13 protein-coding genes are annotated in these 13,778 nt (G+C 71.6%); 7 read left to right on the forward strand and 6 right to left on the reverse strand.

The genetic code is table 11. From position 1 onward, the window contains the following. Nucleotides 1–38: 38 nt before the first annotated feature. Nucleotides 39–863 carry a C40 family peptidase gene (locus ACIHCX_RS25210; protein WP_400033101.1) on the forward strand — a complete coding sequence of 275 codons (825 nt, stop codon included), beginning with the start codon at nt 39–41 and terminating at the stop codon, nt 861–863. Between the two features lie 203 nt (nt 864–1,066). On the opposite strand, the gene ACIHCX_RS25215 is transcribed toward ACIHCX_RS25210, so the two are convergent. Next, entirely contained in the window at nt 1,067–2,407 is a 1,341-nt protein-coding gene (locus tag ACIHCX_RS25215; protein WP_400033103.1) for a geranylgeranyl reductase family protein, read from the reverse strand. A gap of 47 nt (nt 2,408–2,454) precedes the next feature. Between ACIHCX_RS25215 and ACIHCX_RS25220 the strand changes: the two genes are divergently transcribed. Beyond that, the gene (locus ACIHCX_RS25220; RefSeq protein WP_400033105.1) at nt 2,455–2,961 is read left to right on the forward strand and encodes a GNAT family N-acetyltransferase; all 507 of its coding nucleotides are present in this window, start codon (nt 2,455–2,457) and stop codon (nt 2,959–2,961) included. A gap of 106 nt (nt 2,962–3,067) precedes the next feature. Further along, nucleotides 3,068–3,403, forward strand: a complete 336-nt coding sequence (locus ACIHCX_RS25225; RefSeq protein WP_400033107.1) for a PASTA domain-containing protein — start codon at nt 3,068–3,070, stop codon at nt 3,401–3,403. A 15-nt stretch (nt 3,404–3,418) separates the two neighbouring features. Here ACIHCX_RS25225 and ACIHCX_RS25230 read toward each other — a convergent pair whose 3' ends face one another. Beyond that, nucleotides 3,419–4,111, reverse strand: a complete 693-nt coding sequence (locus ACIHCX_RS25230; RefSeq protein WP_400033109.1) for a demethylmenaquinone methyltransferase — start codon at nt 4,109–4,111, stop codon at nt 3,419–3,421. Nucleotides 4,112–4,282: 171 nt separating this feature from the next. Between ACIHCX_RS25230 and ACIHCX_RS25235 the strand changes: the two genes are divergently transcribed. After that, nucleotides 4,283–5,269 carry a chitinase gene (locus ACIHCX_RS25235; RefSeq protein WP_400033111.1) on the forward strand — a complete coding sequence of 329 codons (987 nt, stop codon included), beginning with the start codon at nt 4,283–4,285 and terminating at the stop codon, nt 5,267–5,269. A 213-nt stretch (nt 5,270–5,482) separates the two neighbouring features. On the opposite strand, the gene ACIHCX_RS25240 is transcribed toward ACIHCX_RS25235, so the two are convergent. The 4 genes from ACIHCX_RS25240 to ACIHCX_RS25255 form a co-directional block, all read right to left on the reverse strand. Then, nucleotides 5,483–5,929 (reverse strand): imidazolonepropionase-like domain-containing protein, encoded by a 447-nt coding sequence (locus tag ACIHCX_RS25240; RefSeq protein WP_400033113.1) that lies wholly within the window; start codon nt 5,927–5,929, stop codon nt 5,483–5,485. Nucleotides 5,930–5,943: 14 nt separating this feature from the next. Then, nucleotides 5,944–7,143 carry a cyclic dehypoxanthinyl futalosine synthase gene (mqnC, locus tag ACIHCX_RS25245; RefSeq protein ID WP_400033115.1) on the reverse strand — a complete coding sequence of 400 codons (1,200 nt, stop codon included), beginning with the start codon at nt 7,141–7,143 and terminating at the stop codon, nt 5,944–5,946. Nucleotides 7,144–7,223: 80 nt separating this feature from the next. Next, nucleotides 7,224–8,174 (reverse strand): prepilin peptidase, encoded by a 951-nt coding sequence (locus ACIHCX_RS25250; protein ID WP_400033117.1) that lies wholly within the window; start codon nt 8,172–8,174, stop codon nt 7,224–7,226. A 5-nt stretch (nt 8,175–8,179) separates the two neighbouring features. Continuing rightward, nucleotides 8,180–11,146 carry a BTAD domain-containing putative transcriptional regulator gene (locus tag ACIHCX_RS25255; protein ID WP_400033119.1) on the reverse strand — a complete coding sequence of 989 codons (2,967 nt, stop codon included), beginning with the start codon at nt 11,144–11,146 and terminating at the stop codon, nt 8,180–8,182. Between the two features lie 208 nt (nt 11,147–11,354). On the opposite strand from ACIHCX_RS25255, the gene ACIHCX_RS25260 reads away from it, so the two are divergent. From ACIHCX_RS25260 to ACIHCX_RS25270, 3 genes are read left to right on the forward strand one after another with little or no spacing between them, the layout of a single operon-like run. After that, the gene (locus tag ACIHCX_RS25260; RefSeq protein WP_400033121.1) at nt 11,355–12,038 is read left to right on the forward strand and encodes a hypothetical protein; all 684 of its coding nucleotides are present in this window, start codon (nt 11,355–11,357) and stop codon (nt 12,036–12,038) included. Continuing rightward, complete coding sequence (locus tag ACIHCX_RS25265; protein WP_400033309.1) at nt 12,038–13,117, forward strand: hypothetical protein; 1,080 nt, start codon at nt 12,038–12,040, stop codon at nt 13,115–13,117. Before ACIHCX_RS25260 ends, ACIHCX_RS25265 begins: the two co-directional genes overlap by 1 nt. Before the next feature lie 34 nt (nt 13,118–13,151). Then, nucleotides 13,152–13,757 carry a hypothetical protein gene (locus ACIHCX_RS25270; protein WP_400033123.1) on the forward strand — a complete coding sequence of 202 codons (606 nt, stop codon included), beginning with the start codon at nt 13,152–13,154 and terminating at the stop codon, nt 13,755–13,757. Nucleotides 13,758–13,778: the final 21 nt, after the last annotated feature.

Genomic DNA, 13,778 nt, shown 5'->3' on the forward strand with positions numbered 1-13,778 from the left:
TTGAAGATATGAAGGAGCCCCTGGTACCGGTTGTTCCCATGTCCCACACCGCTCACATACGCAGCCACCGGAAGCCCCGCCGTAGCGCGTCGAGAGTCGCGATGCGGGCCGGAGTGGCCGGCGGCGTCCTCGGCACGCTGGCAGTGGCCGGCTCGTCGGCCTCGGCGAACGCCGCCGAGCCGGTGACCCAGACCCTCGAACTCCCCACGCTGACCGCCGACCTGGCCGCCCAGGTGGCCCAGTCGGCGGACGCCACGGAGCAGGCCGCCGCCAACTACCGGCTCGGTGCCGAACGCGACGCGGCCGCCGCAAAGGCCGCGAAGCAGGCCAAGGCGGACCTTGCCGACGCCAAGAAGAAGGCGGAGGCCCGCAAGAAGGCCGCCGAGGCCGCCCGGAAGAGGGCCGCCGAGCGCGCGGCCGCCGAGCGCGCCTCGCGCACGACCGAGCGGCCCGCGCTCAGCGCCTCGGTGAGCGTGGGCAGCACCTCCACGAGCGTGTCCACGGCGACCGGTTCGGCCGCGGCGGTCATCTCGTTCGTCAAGGCCCAGGTCGGCAAGGCCTACGTCTCCGGCGCCACCGGCCCGTCCGCCTACGACTGCTCCGGCCTGGTGCAGACCGCCTTCAAGCAGGTCGGCATCAGCCTCCCGCGCGTCTCCCAGGACCAGTCGACCGCCGGCACCCAGGTGTCGCTGTCCAACCTCCAGCCGGGCGACATCCTCTACTGGGGCGGCGCGGGCAGCGCGTACCACGTGGGTGTCTACGTCGGTGACGGTATGTTCGTCGGTGCGCAGAACCCGTCCACGGGCGTCGTCGAGCGTCCGCTGTCCTACGACCCGCCGTCCGGCGCGGTCCGGGTGCTCTGAGGGCGCCCGCGCACTGCCGTGACGACTGAAGGGCCGCAGCCGCTCGGGGGCAGCGGCCCTTCAGTCCGTCACCGATTCGCCCGTTTCACCGGCTTCACCCGCTGACGCGAACGTTCACCCCCTATGACACGAACGTTCGTTCCCTGAGACGCGAACGGGGCCGGCTCGCCCACGAGCCGGCCCCGTTGTCGTCCCCGCGGGCGCTACGCCTTCGGGGCCACCTTGCTCAGACCGTTGATGATGCGGTCCATCGCGTCGCCGCCCGTCGGGTCGGTGAGGTTGGCCAGGAGCTTGAGGGTGAACTTCATCAGCAGCGGGTGGGTCAGCCCGCGCTGGGCGGCGATCTGCATGACCTTCGGGTTGCCGATGAGCTTCACGAAGGCGCGGCCCAGCGTGTAGTAGCCGCCGTAGGTGTCCTTCAGGACCCGCGGGTAGCGCCGCAGGGCGAGCTCGCGCTGCGCCGGGGTGGCCCGGGAGTGGGCCTGGACGATGACGTCGGCGGCGAGCTGGCCGGACTCCATCGCATAGGCGATGCCCTCGCCGTTGAACGGGTTGACCAGACCGCCCGCGTCGCCGACGAGCAGCAGGCCCCGCGTGTAGTGGGGCTGGCGGTTGAAGGCCATGGGCAGGGCGGCGCCGCGGATCGGTCCTGTCATGTTGTCCGGGGTGTAGCCCCAGTCCTCGGGCATCGACGCGCACCAGGCCTTGAGGACCTCGCGCCAGTCCAGCTCCTTGAAGGACTCGGAGGTGTTGAGCACGCCCAGGCCGACGTTGGAGGTGCCGTCGCCCATGCCGAAGATCCAGCCGTAGCCGGGCAGCAGCCGGTCCTGGGGGCCGCGCCGGTCCCACAGCTCCAGCCAGGACTCCAGGTAGTCGTCGTCGTGGCGCGGGCTGGTGAAGTACGTGCGCGCCGCGACGCCCATCGGGCGGTCCTCGCGGCGGTGCAGTCCCATCGCCAGGGACAGCCGGGTGGAGTTGCCGTCGGCGGCGACCACGAGCGGCGCGTGGAAGGTGACCTCGCGCTTTTCCTCACCCAGCTTGGCCCTGACCCCGGTGATGCGGCCGGTGCGGTCGTCGACGAGGGGCGCGGACACGTTGCAGCGCTCGAACAGCCGGGCGCCCGCCTTCTGCGCCTGCCGGGCGAGCTGCTCGTCGAAGTCGTCGCGCTTGCGCACGAGCCCGTAGTCGGGGAAGGAGGCGAGGTCGGGCCAGTCCAGCTGGAGGCGGACACCTCCGCCGATGATCCTCAGACCCTTGTTGCGCAGCCAGCCGGCCTCCTCGGAGATGTCGATGCCCATCGCGACGAGCTGCTTGACGGCGCGTGGGGTGAGACCGTCGCCACAGACCTTCTCCCTCGGGAACTCGGTCTTCTCCAGCAGGAGTACGTCGAGTCCGGCCCGGGCGAGGTGGTAGGCGGTGGTGGACCCGGCCGGCCCCGCGCCCACGACGATCACATCGGCGGTGTTCTCGGAGAGGGGCTCAGTCACGGACACGGCGGGATCTCCCCAAGGTTCGGAATCTGTGTGCCGACCGGCACTGGACATGGGCAGTCTATGCAGCAGAATTGATCACCCGGCTGAAGGGCTGCCCCGTGAACCGAGCTCTCCCCGTCGTACGACTGCGTGTCCCCACCGATGAGGACGCCGTCACCTGGCACCGGATCTTCGCCGACCCGGACGTGATGGAGTTCCAGGGCGGCCGTCCCGCCGAGCTGTCCGCCTACGAGGAGCTGACCGCCCGTCAGCGGCGGCACGACGCCGAACGCGGCTTCTGCCTGTGGACGATGCTCGACGAGTCCGGCCGGGTCATCGGCTTCACGGGTGCCCAGCCGTGGGAGCGGGACTGGGGCCCCACGGGCGAGATCGAGATCGGCTGGCGGCTCGGCCGCGAGCACTGGGGTCGCGGCTACGTCACGGCGGCCGCCCGGATGACCCTGGAACGGCTGCGCACGGCCGGCCTGACGAACGTGGTGGCCATGGTCGACGCCCGCAACCAGCGGTCCATCGCGGTCACCGAGCGCCTCGGCATGCGCCTGGCGGAGACCTTCGTGACGCCGATGTCGAAGCGGCAGGGCCACTGTTACCGGCTGGAGCTGTGACCACAACTGATTACCATGGGTAGTCAATTGTCACAGAAAGGCACCCCGCGCTTCCGGGTGGCACCCCTGGCCGGTTACCCTGCCGGTACCGCTGGGGGTGACGTCTGTGTACAGGACACCCGAGACACCCGAAGTGCGCGTGCCGCGCCTGGTCGGACTGATGGCCGTGGACGCGCGCGAGACCGCCCGGGCCCAGGGCCTGTTCCTCAACGCACCGGACCGCCCGGACTTCCTTCGCACGGTCGTCGACCACGTCGTCCGCCAGTACCCGCAGCCCGGCGCCGAGGTGCCGCGGGACTCCATCGTGTACGTGTGGTTCGACTTCGGCGCGGGCGAGGGCGGCGGAGGCGTCCGCGAGCCGCGCCTGACGCGACCGCCCACCGGCGGCCTCCAGCGCGAACTCGACGAACCGGGCGATCCGTACGCGGTCAGTCCCGTGTGACGGTCCGCGCGGCCGTCAGGCCTTGAACCCCCGGTGCAGGGACACGATCCCGCCGCTGAGGTTGCGCCAGGCCACCTTCGACCAGCCGGCCGTGCGCAGCAGCCCGGCCAGCGCGGGCTGGTCGGGCCAGGCCCGGATGGACTCGGCGAGGTAGACGTACGCGTCCGGGTTGGAGGACACCGCGCGCGCCACGGGCGGCAGGGCGCGCATCAGGTACTCGGTGTAGACGGTGCGGAACGGCGCCCAGGTGGGGTGGGAGAACTCGCAGATGACCACCCGGCCGCCGGGCCGGGTCACCCGGTACATCTCGCGCAGGGCCGTCTCGGTGTCCTGCACGTTGCGCAGCCCGAAGGAGATGGTGACGGCGTCGAAGGTGTCGTCCTTGAACGGCAGCCGCGTCGCGTCGCCCGCCGTGAACGGCAGCCACGTGTGCCGCCGCTTGCCGACCCGGAGCATCCCGAGCGAGAAGTCGCAGGGGACCACGTAGGCGCCGGCGCGGGTGAAGGGCAGCGAGGAGGTGGCCGTGCCGGCGGCGAGATCGAGGATCTTCTGCGCGGGCCGGGCATCGACCGCCCTGGCGACCTCCTTCCGCCACCGCCGGTCCTGCCCCAGGGACAGCACGTCGTTGGTCAGGTCGTACCGTTCCGCCACGTCGTCGAACATCGAGGCGACGTCGTACGGCTGCTTCTCCAGGGATGCACGGGTCACCGGCCCATTGTGGCAGGCGGGGGTGACGCCCGGCCGAAGTGCCCCGGCGGCGCGCCTTGCGATGGCAGGCTCGAAGACGCGGTTCCCGGACCCGGGGCCTCCTCTGCTCGGTCCGGGACCCCGCTGTGTTTGGATTCCCGGACGGACGTCACGAGGGCTGGTGCATGCGCAATGAGGAGTTTCCTGACGCCGGCGGCCGGGCTCGCCTGCCTGTTCGCCCTGGCCGCCACGGGCTGCTCCACGGCGTCCGGCGGCGCCTCGGACGGGGCGCCCGGATCCGGCACCTCGTACGCCCCGTACGTGAGCGCCACCACCGCCGCGGGCACCGACTCCGCGGGCTCGCCCGGCACGTACAACCTCGCCTTCGTCATCTCCGGCGGCGGTGAGTGCACACCGCGGTGGGACGGCGTGTCCGGGGCGGGCGACGCCGACGTGAGGTCCCGGATCGCGAAACTGAAGAAGTCGGGCGCCACGGTGCGCGTCTCCTTCGGCGGCGCCTCCGGCAAGGAGCTGGCGACGACCTGTGACAGCCCCTCCGCGCTGGCCGACGCGTACGGCAGGGCACTGGACGCGGCGGGCTCGACCCGGGCCGACTTCGACATCGAGGGCCGCACGTTGACCGACGCCGCCTCCGTCGACCTGCGCTCGCGGGCGATCGCGCGGCTTCAGAAGCAGCGTCCCGGCCTGGAGGTGTCCTTCACGCTGCCCGTCATGCCCTCCGGGCTGGACTCCCACGGCCTGGCCCTGCTGGAGTCCGCGAACGAGCACGACGTCCAGGTCGCGACCGTCAACCTCATGACCATGAACTACGCCGAGTCCTACACCGGCGACATGGGCGACTACGCCCTCGCCGCCGCGAAGGCCGCCCACACCCAGCTGAAGAAGGTCTTCGGCCTTTCGGACGCCGCCGCCTGGGAGGGCATGGCGCTCACCTCGATGATCGGCGCCAACGACATCGCCGGCGAGACCTTCACGCTCGAGGACGCGGCCCAGGTGCGCTCCTTCGCCGAGCAGAAGAGGATCGCCTGGGTGTCGATGTGGTCCACCTTCCGCGACCGGCAGTGCGTCAAGGGCGCCCCGTCCCGGGACGACGCGGCGACCGACTGCAGCGGAGTGCGGCAGAAACCGGGGGCGTTCGGTCGGGCGTTCGGCGGCTGAGGCCGGAGTTCGACGGCTGAGGCCGGAGTTCGGCGCCTGAGGGGGCGTTTGGGCGCTGAGGCGGGAGTCCGGCGGCGGAGACGGGTGCTCGGGCACCGAGGCGGGAATCCGACGGCTGAGACGGGTGCTCGGGCACCGAGGCCGGAATCCGACGGCTGAGACGAGTGCTCGGGCACCGAGGCGGGAGTCCGACGGCTGAGCCCGGCGACGGCCTCAGCGCCTGCGGTGCACCAGGCGCCCCGCGCACACCGTGGCGAGGCAGGCGCCGTCGTCGTCGAAGACGGCGAGGTCGGCACGGCCGCCCTCCACCAGCGCCGCCGGCCGGGGTCCGGCGAGGACGGCGACGTCGTTGCGGGCTGCGGCCTCCCGCACCCCGGACGCGTCCGCGTACCCGGCGAGCACGGCCGTCGCGCCGAGCTTGAGGACCGCGTGGACACGCTCGCGCGGACTCGGCGCGTCGGGCAGCGGTCCTTCGTGGACGCGCGCGGGCCCGAGCACGCCCGGCCAGCGCCGCACGCGCGCGTGCGGAAACCGCCGCTCCAGTTCGGTGAGCGTCCCCACGGCCGCGACCCGGGCGCCCTCGACGGCGACCGCACCGCCCTCGACGGGTTCCGCGTCCCAGCCGGCGCGGACCTCGTCGGCCGCGTGAATCGTCAGCACCGGTACCTCGTACCTCAGTTGGAGGTGAGCAGCTTCAGCTCGGGGTGGGCCGTCCCGCCCGCGATCGCCGTCGACGAGATGTGGGACATCACGCGGTCGTCGACCGGGTCGTTCGCCGGGTCGTCGTGGACGACGAGGTGCTCGTACGTCGTCGCCCGCTGCGCCGGAACCCGCCCCGCCTTCCGGATCAGCTCGATGATCTCCATCCGGTTGGACCGGTGCTTGGCGCCGGCCGACGACACGACGTTCTCCTCGAGCATGATCGAGCCCAGGTCGTCGGCGCCGTAGTGCAGGGTCAGTTGGCCGACCTCCTTGCCCGTGGTCAGCCAGGAGCCCTGGATGTGCATCACGTTGTCGAGGAAGAGGCGCGCGATGGCGATCATCCGCAGGTACTCGAAGAGGGTGGCCTGCGTACGGCCCTTCAGGTGGTTGTTCTCCGGCTGGTAGGTGTACGGGATGAACGCCCGGAAGCCGCCGGTGCGGTCCTGCACGTCACGGATCATCCGCAGGTGCTCGATCCGCTCGGCGTTGGTCTCACCGGTGCCCATGAGCATCGTCGAGGTGGACTCCACGCCCAGCCGGTGCGCGGTCTCCATGATCTCCAGCCAGCGCTCCCCGGACTCCTTCAGCGGGGCGATGGCCTTGCGCGGCCGCTCCGGCAGCAGTTCGGCGCCGGCGCCGGCGAAGGAGTCCAGGCCGGCCGCGTGGATGCGCGTGATGGCCTCCTCCACCGACACACCCGAGATCCGCGCCATGTGCTCCACCTCGGAGGCGCCCAGCGAGTGGATCACCAGCTGCGGGAAGGCCTCCTTGATGGCGCTGAAGTGCTTCTCGTAGTACTCGACGCCGTAGTCCGGGTGGTGGCCGCCCTGGAACATGATCTGCGTGCCGCCGAGTTCGACGGTCTCGGCGCAGCGCCGCAGGATGTCGTCGAGGTCGCGGGTCCACCCCTTGGCAGTGTCCTTGGGAGCGGCGTAGAAGGCGCAGAACCTGCACGCCGTGACGCACACGTTCGTGTAGTTGATGTTGCGCTCGATGATGTACGTCGCGATGTGCTCGGTGCCCGCGTACTTCCGGCGGCGCACGGCGTCGGCGGCGGCGCCCAGCGCGTGCAGCGGTGCGTCGCGGTAGAGGTCGAGGGCTTCCTCGGGGCTGATCCGTCCGCCCGCGGCGGCACGGTCGAGGACGGACTGAAGGTCGGCCTTCTCGGTCACCGGGCGTCCCTTTCGCAAGGTTCGTAAGGGGTTGTGGACGGACCGAACCAGCCTACGCCAGGCCTTTCACGGCGGGGCCCTCAGGTTGTGTACGCGCCGATCAGGACGCCGGTGAAGGCACCCGCGAGCAGGAACGGCCCGAACGCGATCGCCGTCTTGCGGCCGGCCCGCTGTACGACGACGAGCGCGCCGCCGTACAGCGCGCCGAACAGGAACCCGGCGAAGGTGCCCAGCATGACGGTGGGCCAGCCGTACCAGCCGAGGACGGCGCCCGCCCCGAGCGCCAGTTTCACGTCGCCGAACCCCATCCCGGCGGGGTTGACGAGGAACAGCACGAAGTAGCAGCCGCCGAGCGCGAGCGCGCCGTACAGCGCGGTCGGCCAGTGACCGGCGTGTCCGGGGACCAGGGCGGCCAGGCCGAGGAACGCGAGGGCGGCGCCCGCGAGAGGAAGGGTCAGCACGTCGGGCAGCCGCCGCACCCGCGCGTCGACCACCGCGAGCAGGACGCCGACCGGCGCGAGCACCAGCCAGACGACGAGTTCGGGCCGGGCACCGGTGGCGGCGGCGAGCGCGGCACAGACCAGGGCGGTACCGACGGCCGTCGACAGGGTGCGGGGGCCGTAGGGGGCGCTGTCGCGGGTTGGGGTGAGGGTGAGGGCCGGTGTGGCGGTGGGGGTGGGGCCCGGGGTGGCGGTGGGGGTGACAGCCGAGCCGTCGGCTGAGGCGGCGGCCGGGGCGTCGGCAGGAGCGGCAGCCGGACCGTCGGCAGGAGCGGCAGCAGGGCCGTCAAGACAGGCGACAGCTGAGCCATCGGCCGGGGCGGCGGGCGGATGGTCGGCAGCGGCCGCGGCGCACTGCCCGCACCGCCCGCGCCCCACCCAGCCCCGTATGGGATGCCCGTCCGGGCAGTGCTCCCGCCAGGCCTCCCCCGACGGCACGGAGAACCGGTACGCGGTCCGTGACAGCGACGCGCCCGCCACCGCGCCCCACAGCGCGGCGGCGGCGACCAGCGGCAGCCCGACCGGCGGCACGGCGCTCAGCCCGCCGCGGCGACGGCGCTGCGCCAGGCCGGCAGCAGTTCGTCGAGCAGGGCCTCGGTGCGCGGCGGCAGGCCACGCGCGCCGCCGCGGCCGACGAGGTCGGCGGCGAGCGCCTCGAGGCGGTCGGTGTCGCCGGTGGCGTGCGTGGCGCGCAGCAGCTCGTTCCACAGGCGCTCGTCGGCCGGGGCGGTGCGCAGCGCGGCGTCCAGCGCCTCGATCGCCTTCTGGGCGCGGTCCTTCTCCAGGTGGAAGGAGGACAGGGCGAGCCCGATGTCCGCGACGATGAGGGGCAGTTGGGCCTCGACGATCTCGTGGGTGAGCCACCGGTAGCGGCCCTCTGGGCGGTCGGCGAGCAGCGGTCCGCGCACCACCACCAGCGCGTCGGTGAGCAGCCGTCCGCGGACGGCCCGGCTCTGAGCGCCCTGGCCCTGCGTGGCCTCGTGGTACAGCGAGCGCAGCACGTCCAGGTCGGAGACGACGGCCTTGGCGAGGGTGAGCCTGCCGGCGTCGTCCGTACCCAGCCGGGGGGTGCCGTCGGGGTCGGTGCCGAGCCAGGAGCGCAGCCGCTCGACGAGCGCGTCCCGCACGTCGTCGGTGACCCCGCGCGGCCACAACGCGGAGGAGAGCACCCGCGGATGCACGCCCTCCCGATGCAGGAGCAGCAGCGCCAGCGCCTCGTGCAGCAACGCGCTGCGCTCGTCGTCCGGGGTGTCGAGGCCGATGATCTCGTACGGGCCCACGAGCCGCGCGTACACCGCGGGCCGCCCCTGCTCGCTGATGTCGACGAGGAACGGCGGGGTGGGCACCGGCCCGTCGGGCCCGCTCTCCGGGTCGGCCTCGACGAACAGCTCGACCACCGCCCGCTGTTCGGCCGACGGCAGCATCTGGGCGTCGAGTTCGAGTCCGAGCAGCGGGGCGAGCAGCCTGCCCTCGGCGGTGATCTCCATCTCCCAGGCGGCGCCGGGCAGTTCACCGGAGTCGGTGCCGACGAGGTAGCCGATGCCCAACCGGCTGGCGTCGGCGGCGAGTTCGGCGAGCCTGCGGGCGTCCTCGGCCGAGGGCTCGGCGGCCAGCAGCACCAGGTGCGGGGCCCAACGGGTGTGCTGGGCGGGCCCGGTGCGGCCGGTGAGGACGGAGTCGTGTCCGGCGGCGCCCAGTGCGCCGCGCCGCTGCCGCGTCTCGGCCTCCATGGTCTCCAGGAGCGCCTCGACGTCGTCGAGGTGGCGCAGCCGGCTGGGGGCGAGCGGGGTGAGGTCCTCGCCGAAGCCGACGAGAGTCACGGTCATGCGGTCCGACCAGCCGTTGGTGGCGAGTTCGGCGGCGACGGAGGCGAACACGGCGGCCCGGTCGGCGGCGCGGCCGCTCAGCGAGACGATGCCGGGCACGGCCTCCAGGTTGAGCAGCAGGCGGGAGTCGTCCATGGTGCCGAGGCTGACGAGCCCTGGGTAGGGGGCGGCGGTGTCGGCGTCCTCGTACTGCTCGGCGTCGGCGCGCGCCAGCATCCAGAACGTCTCGTCCTGCCCGGTCTGCCAGGGCGCCGGGGGCTTGCCGGCCGGCTGCGCGAGCTGGAGGTGCAGGTCGCCTCCGGTGAGCCAGGCGGCGTAGACGACGGGCAGCGGCCGGGACTCGGCGGCGAGGGCGGCGGCGAGTCCGCGCAGGGACCGGTCGAGCCGGCGTACGCCCTCGGGGTCGGCGCCCACCAGCAGCGCGTCCTGCACGTCCAGCGCGTCCCCGGTCGGCGTCGGCGGCTCCATGCCGCGCCGCCCGCCGACGGCACCGAGCGCCGACTGCCACAGCGCCTGCCGGCGCCGGTGGCCGAGTGCGCCGAGGAGGCCGGCGGCGAGGAGCGGGGCGGCGAGGAGGGCTTCGGGCAGCCCGAAGGAACGCCCGGCGGAGGCGGGGGTGGCGGCGGTGTCGCCACCGTGCTGCTGCCCCTGCCCGGCGTCGGGGGCGGGCCGCTGGGCGGGAACGGAGGCGTGGGAGCCACCGCCCTGCTCCTGCCCGCCACCCTGGGCGTGATCGCCCCCGCCCTGGGCGTGATCGCCGGTCTTGGCGTAGTCGTGGATCTGCTGCCGCACCTGCTCGGAGACGCCCGGCGCGCCGTCGGGCATCTCGACGAGCTCGCCGCCGTGCGCGTCCGCGGGCATCTCCATGATCCAGCCGGGCCGGATGAGGCTGGCCTCGGACAGCCGGGAGCCGTCGGGCTGGACCCGGTCCTTGTTGAGCTCGTAGATCTCCTTGTACCGGCGCCCGTCGCCGAGGTGCCGCTGGGCGATCTCCCAGAGGGAGTCGTGGTGGCGTCCCTCGGGCGGCTGGATCCGGTAGTACTTCGTGTCGCCCTGCTTGGCCTCCGCCTTCGCGGCGGCGCTCGCGGCCTGCTCGGCGACGGCCGCCGCGGTGTTCGCGGCCTGCTCCCGCTGCTGCCCGAACAGCCCGCCCGGCGTCTGCTGCGCGGCGGCGACGGTCCCCTTCTGGTTCCCCTCCAGGCTGTGCCCGAGCTGCGACAGACCCGGGGTGAGGCTGGCGGCCGTGGCACCGACGAGCAGCAGCGCGGCGACGAGCTGCCGCGCGAGCAGCTGGCTGGGTCCGGACCCGGGCACCCGCCCCGGCACCCCGACCCCGGAGAGCGCGGCTTTCATCTCCACGAGCACACAGGCGGTGAACTGCGCCCAGGCGAGCCAGACGACGACCGTCAGGATGTTCAGGAAGGTCTGGACGGTGATCTCCTGCTGGAGCCAGTCCAGGCTCGGCACGCCGTGCGGCAGCGGCCATCCGAACTGCACGGCCAGCGCCAGCGGTACGCCGACGAGCAGGACGAGCAGGGCCAGGAAGGCGAGGAACGCCTTCACGAAGTCCCCGACCGTGCGCCGCCGCACCCGCACCGGCTGCGGCGTCCGGTTCCTCGGGGCCGTCGAGCTTCCCGTCGGGCTTCCCGTCGAGCTTGAACTACGGCGTCGCGGCATGGCGGGTGTCCTGATGGTGTGTGAAGTGGGCGCGATATAGGGGGCGTACTGAGCCTACAGAGATCCTGGGGACGGGGGCGACACAGCTTCCGCCCGTCAACGTCGGACGCCCCCACGCCGTTCACAACAGCCACGCCACATCTCTCGGCTTCCCCCACAATCCCCCTCCGACCGCCCCGATCCTCCCCTGTCACCCCTGATAGCTTCGTTGTCCGCTGCACACGTCGTCGTCTTCCGGGGGAGAACCACCGTGGCCCGCCGCGCCCTACCCGCAACCGCCACCGCGCTCACCACCATCGCGACCGTCCTGCTCACCGCGTGCGGCGGGGGCGGGGACCCCAAGTCGGACGACATCAAGGGGGCGGACACCGCGACGGCTACGCCTACGGTGTCGGCATCTTCAGGTGCTGACGCGCAGCGCCCCGAGGTCACCATCCCGAGCAGCTTCCGGCTGACCTTCGAGAACTGGACGAGCGGCAGCCCCGACGAGCAGGCCGTCCTGAACGACGGCAAGGAGCAACTGCGAGCCGGTTACGCGGCGATCATCGCGAACGACCCGGACAGCAAGGCCCTCGCCTTCTACGACACCAGGGCGGGCCTCACCCAGGACCGTGAGTGGATCAAGTCGTACACGGGCAAGAACGTCACCGTCATCGGCGCGCTCCCCGTGTTCGACCCCAAGGTCTCACTCTTCGCGGAGAACACGAAGGCTCAACTCGCCTACTGCACGGATGAGACCAACGCCCGTACGAAGAACCGGGAAACGGGCAAGGTCGTGGGCAATCCCGCGGGCATAGACCCCAAGGTCGCGTACACCGTCACGATGCAGAAGAACGCACAGGGTGTGTGGCAGACCGTGTCCACCACATCGAAGAGGGGCGGCTGCTCCTGATGTCGCGGCCCATCGGCATCGTGGCTGCGGCTCTCGCATCGGCCGTGGCGGTCGCCCTCTCCTCCACCTCGGCCCAGGCCTTCGGCGAAGGTGACACCAAGAACGACGGCAAGAGCAGCTCCAAAGGTGACGTCGGCCGCGACGGAAGCCTGAAGGCTTCCGTCTCCCACATCCGGATCACTTATGTGAGCGGCAGAAACGGCGGGGGCAAGCAGGGCAACCTCGGTACGGTCGACCCAAACTGGAAACCCCCCGCCTGCTGGTACGAACCGGCCTTCACCCCGGCCGGGCTCAAGAAGTTCGTGGACTCGGACGGCGGGGGCGACGTCGGCATCCACGAGTCGTGGTTCGGCAAGGAACTGTGGACGGACCACTATCGCGACGGCAAGCGCGCGGACAACTTCGACCTCCACTCACCGACCAACAGCAGCGCCGAGGGCTACAAGGACTACAACCTCGGTAAGGACGGCTACTTCTGGCGTGGTGTCGCACCCGATCCCGCCGACTCGGCCTCCTGGGACTGCGGCCGCATCATGTTCTGGGCCGACGCGGGCAAACTCCCGAACGACCCGAACATCCCCACCCCCAAGACCCTCGCCGAGTACGCCTACGACAAGGTCAAGGTCCCCGAGACAGAGATCGAGCTCAAACCGCAGGCGAAGTCCACGGTGAACCTCCCGACCTGGGCCTGGCTGGACAAGGGCACCTTCAAGGAGGTCAAGGTCAGGGCCGACCTCCCGAACACGGGCCTGTGGGCGGAGACGACGGCCAAGCCGGTCGCCCTCCACCTGACCCCCGGCACGGAGGACGCCGAGACCTACCCGTCCTCCGGCAACTGCACGATCAACGACGACGGCTCGATCGGTACCCCGTACGCGAAGGGCAACGCGGACAGGACCCCGCCGTGCGGCATCAGATACCTCCGCGCCACGAACGGCCAGCCGTACCGCCTCAAGGCGTCCCTCACCTGGAAGATCACCTGGACGGGCTCCGACGGAAGCGGCGGCAACCTCCCCGACGGCACCTTCGAGACGACCCAGGACATGAACGTCCAGGAAATCCAGTCGATCAACCGCTGAGACACACCGGGGCCCGGGAGAGAAATCCCCAGCAATGATCCTTCGGAGGTACTTCAAGGAGCTAATGGAGGACGGCTCTCGGAACGTGCAGTTGCACACCTTGATCAACCCATGGCCCACCAAGTACCAGTTGGCTGCCTACGCCTACGTTGCCGAACAGTACGGCTACCGCTACACGGGGCCGGCCCCCTACTACTCCTCATCCGGGAGAAGCTTCCCCGTCTTCGGCTTCCGTCGTCTGCCCGATGCCGAGGAACGTGCTGCACGTACGCAGGTGCAGTACCCAAGCCCTCTTCCGAACGGACCGTTCCCGGGAATGCTGCCAGGGGGCGACGGCCTCACACCTCGCCCCGAGGTCCGGCAGGAAGTGGACCTTTTGCACGCCCGGATCCAAGTGGATCTCCTCGGCGGAATCGGCAAGAAGCGGCTCTGGCGACTGGCTCTCGCCGTTCCCCTCGGGCTCTTCCTGGCCTTGCTCATCAGAGGGGTTACTCCTACCTCGACGCTGCTCGCCGGCTGCCTTTCGGCGGCGTACCTCCTCTACTTGTGCGTGGTGCGCATTGCCACACGTCGTAGGCTGGCCAAGTATCAGAGGATGCTTCAGGTCGCTGGAATCAACCGGCCTCCCGCCAACAGCTGATCTCGACGGGGTTGCAGCCCG

Source organism: Streptomyces sp. NPDC052043 (genome assembly GCF_044548235.1).
Taxonomy (GTDB): Bacteria; Actinomycetota; Actinomycetes; order Streptomycetales; family Streptomycetaceae; genus Streptomyces.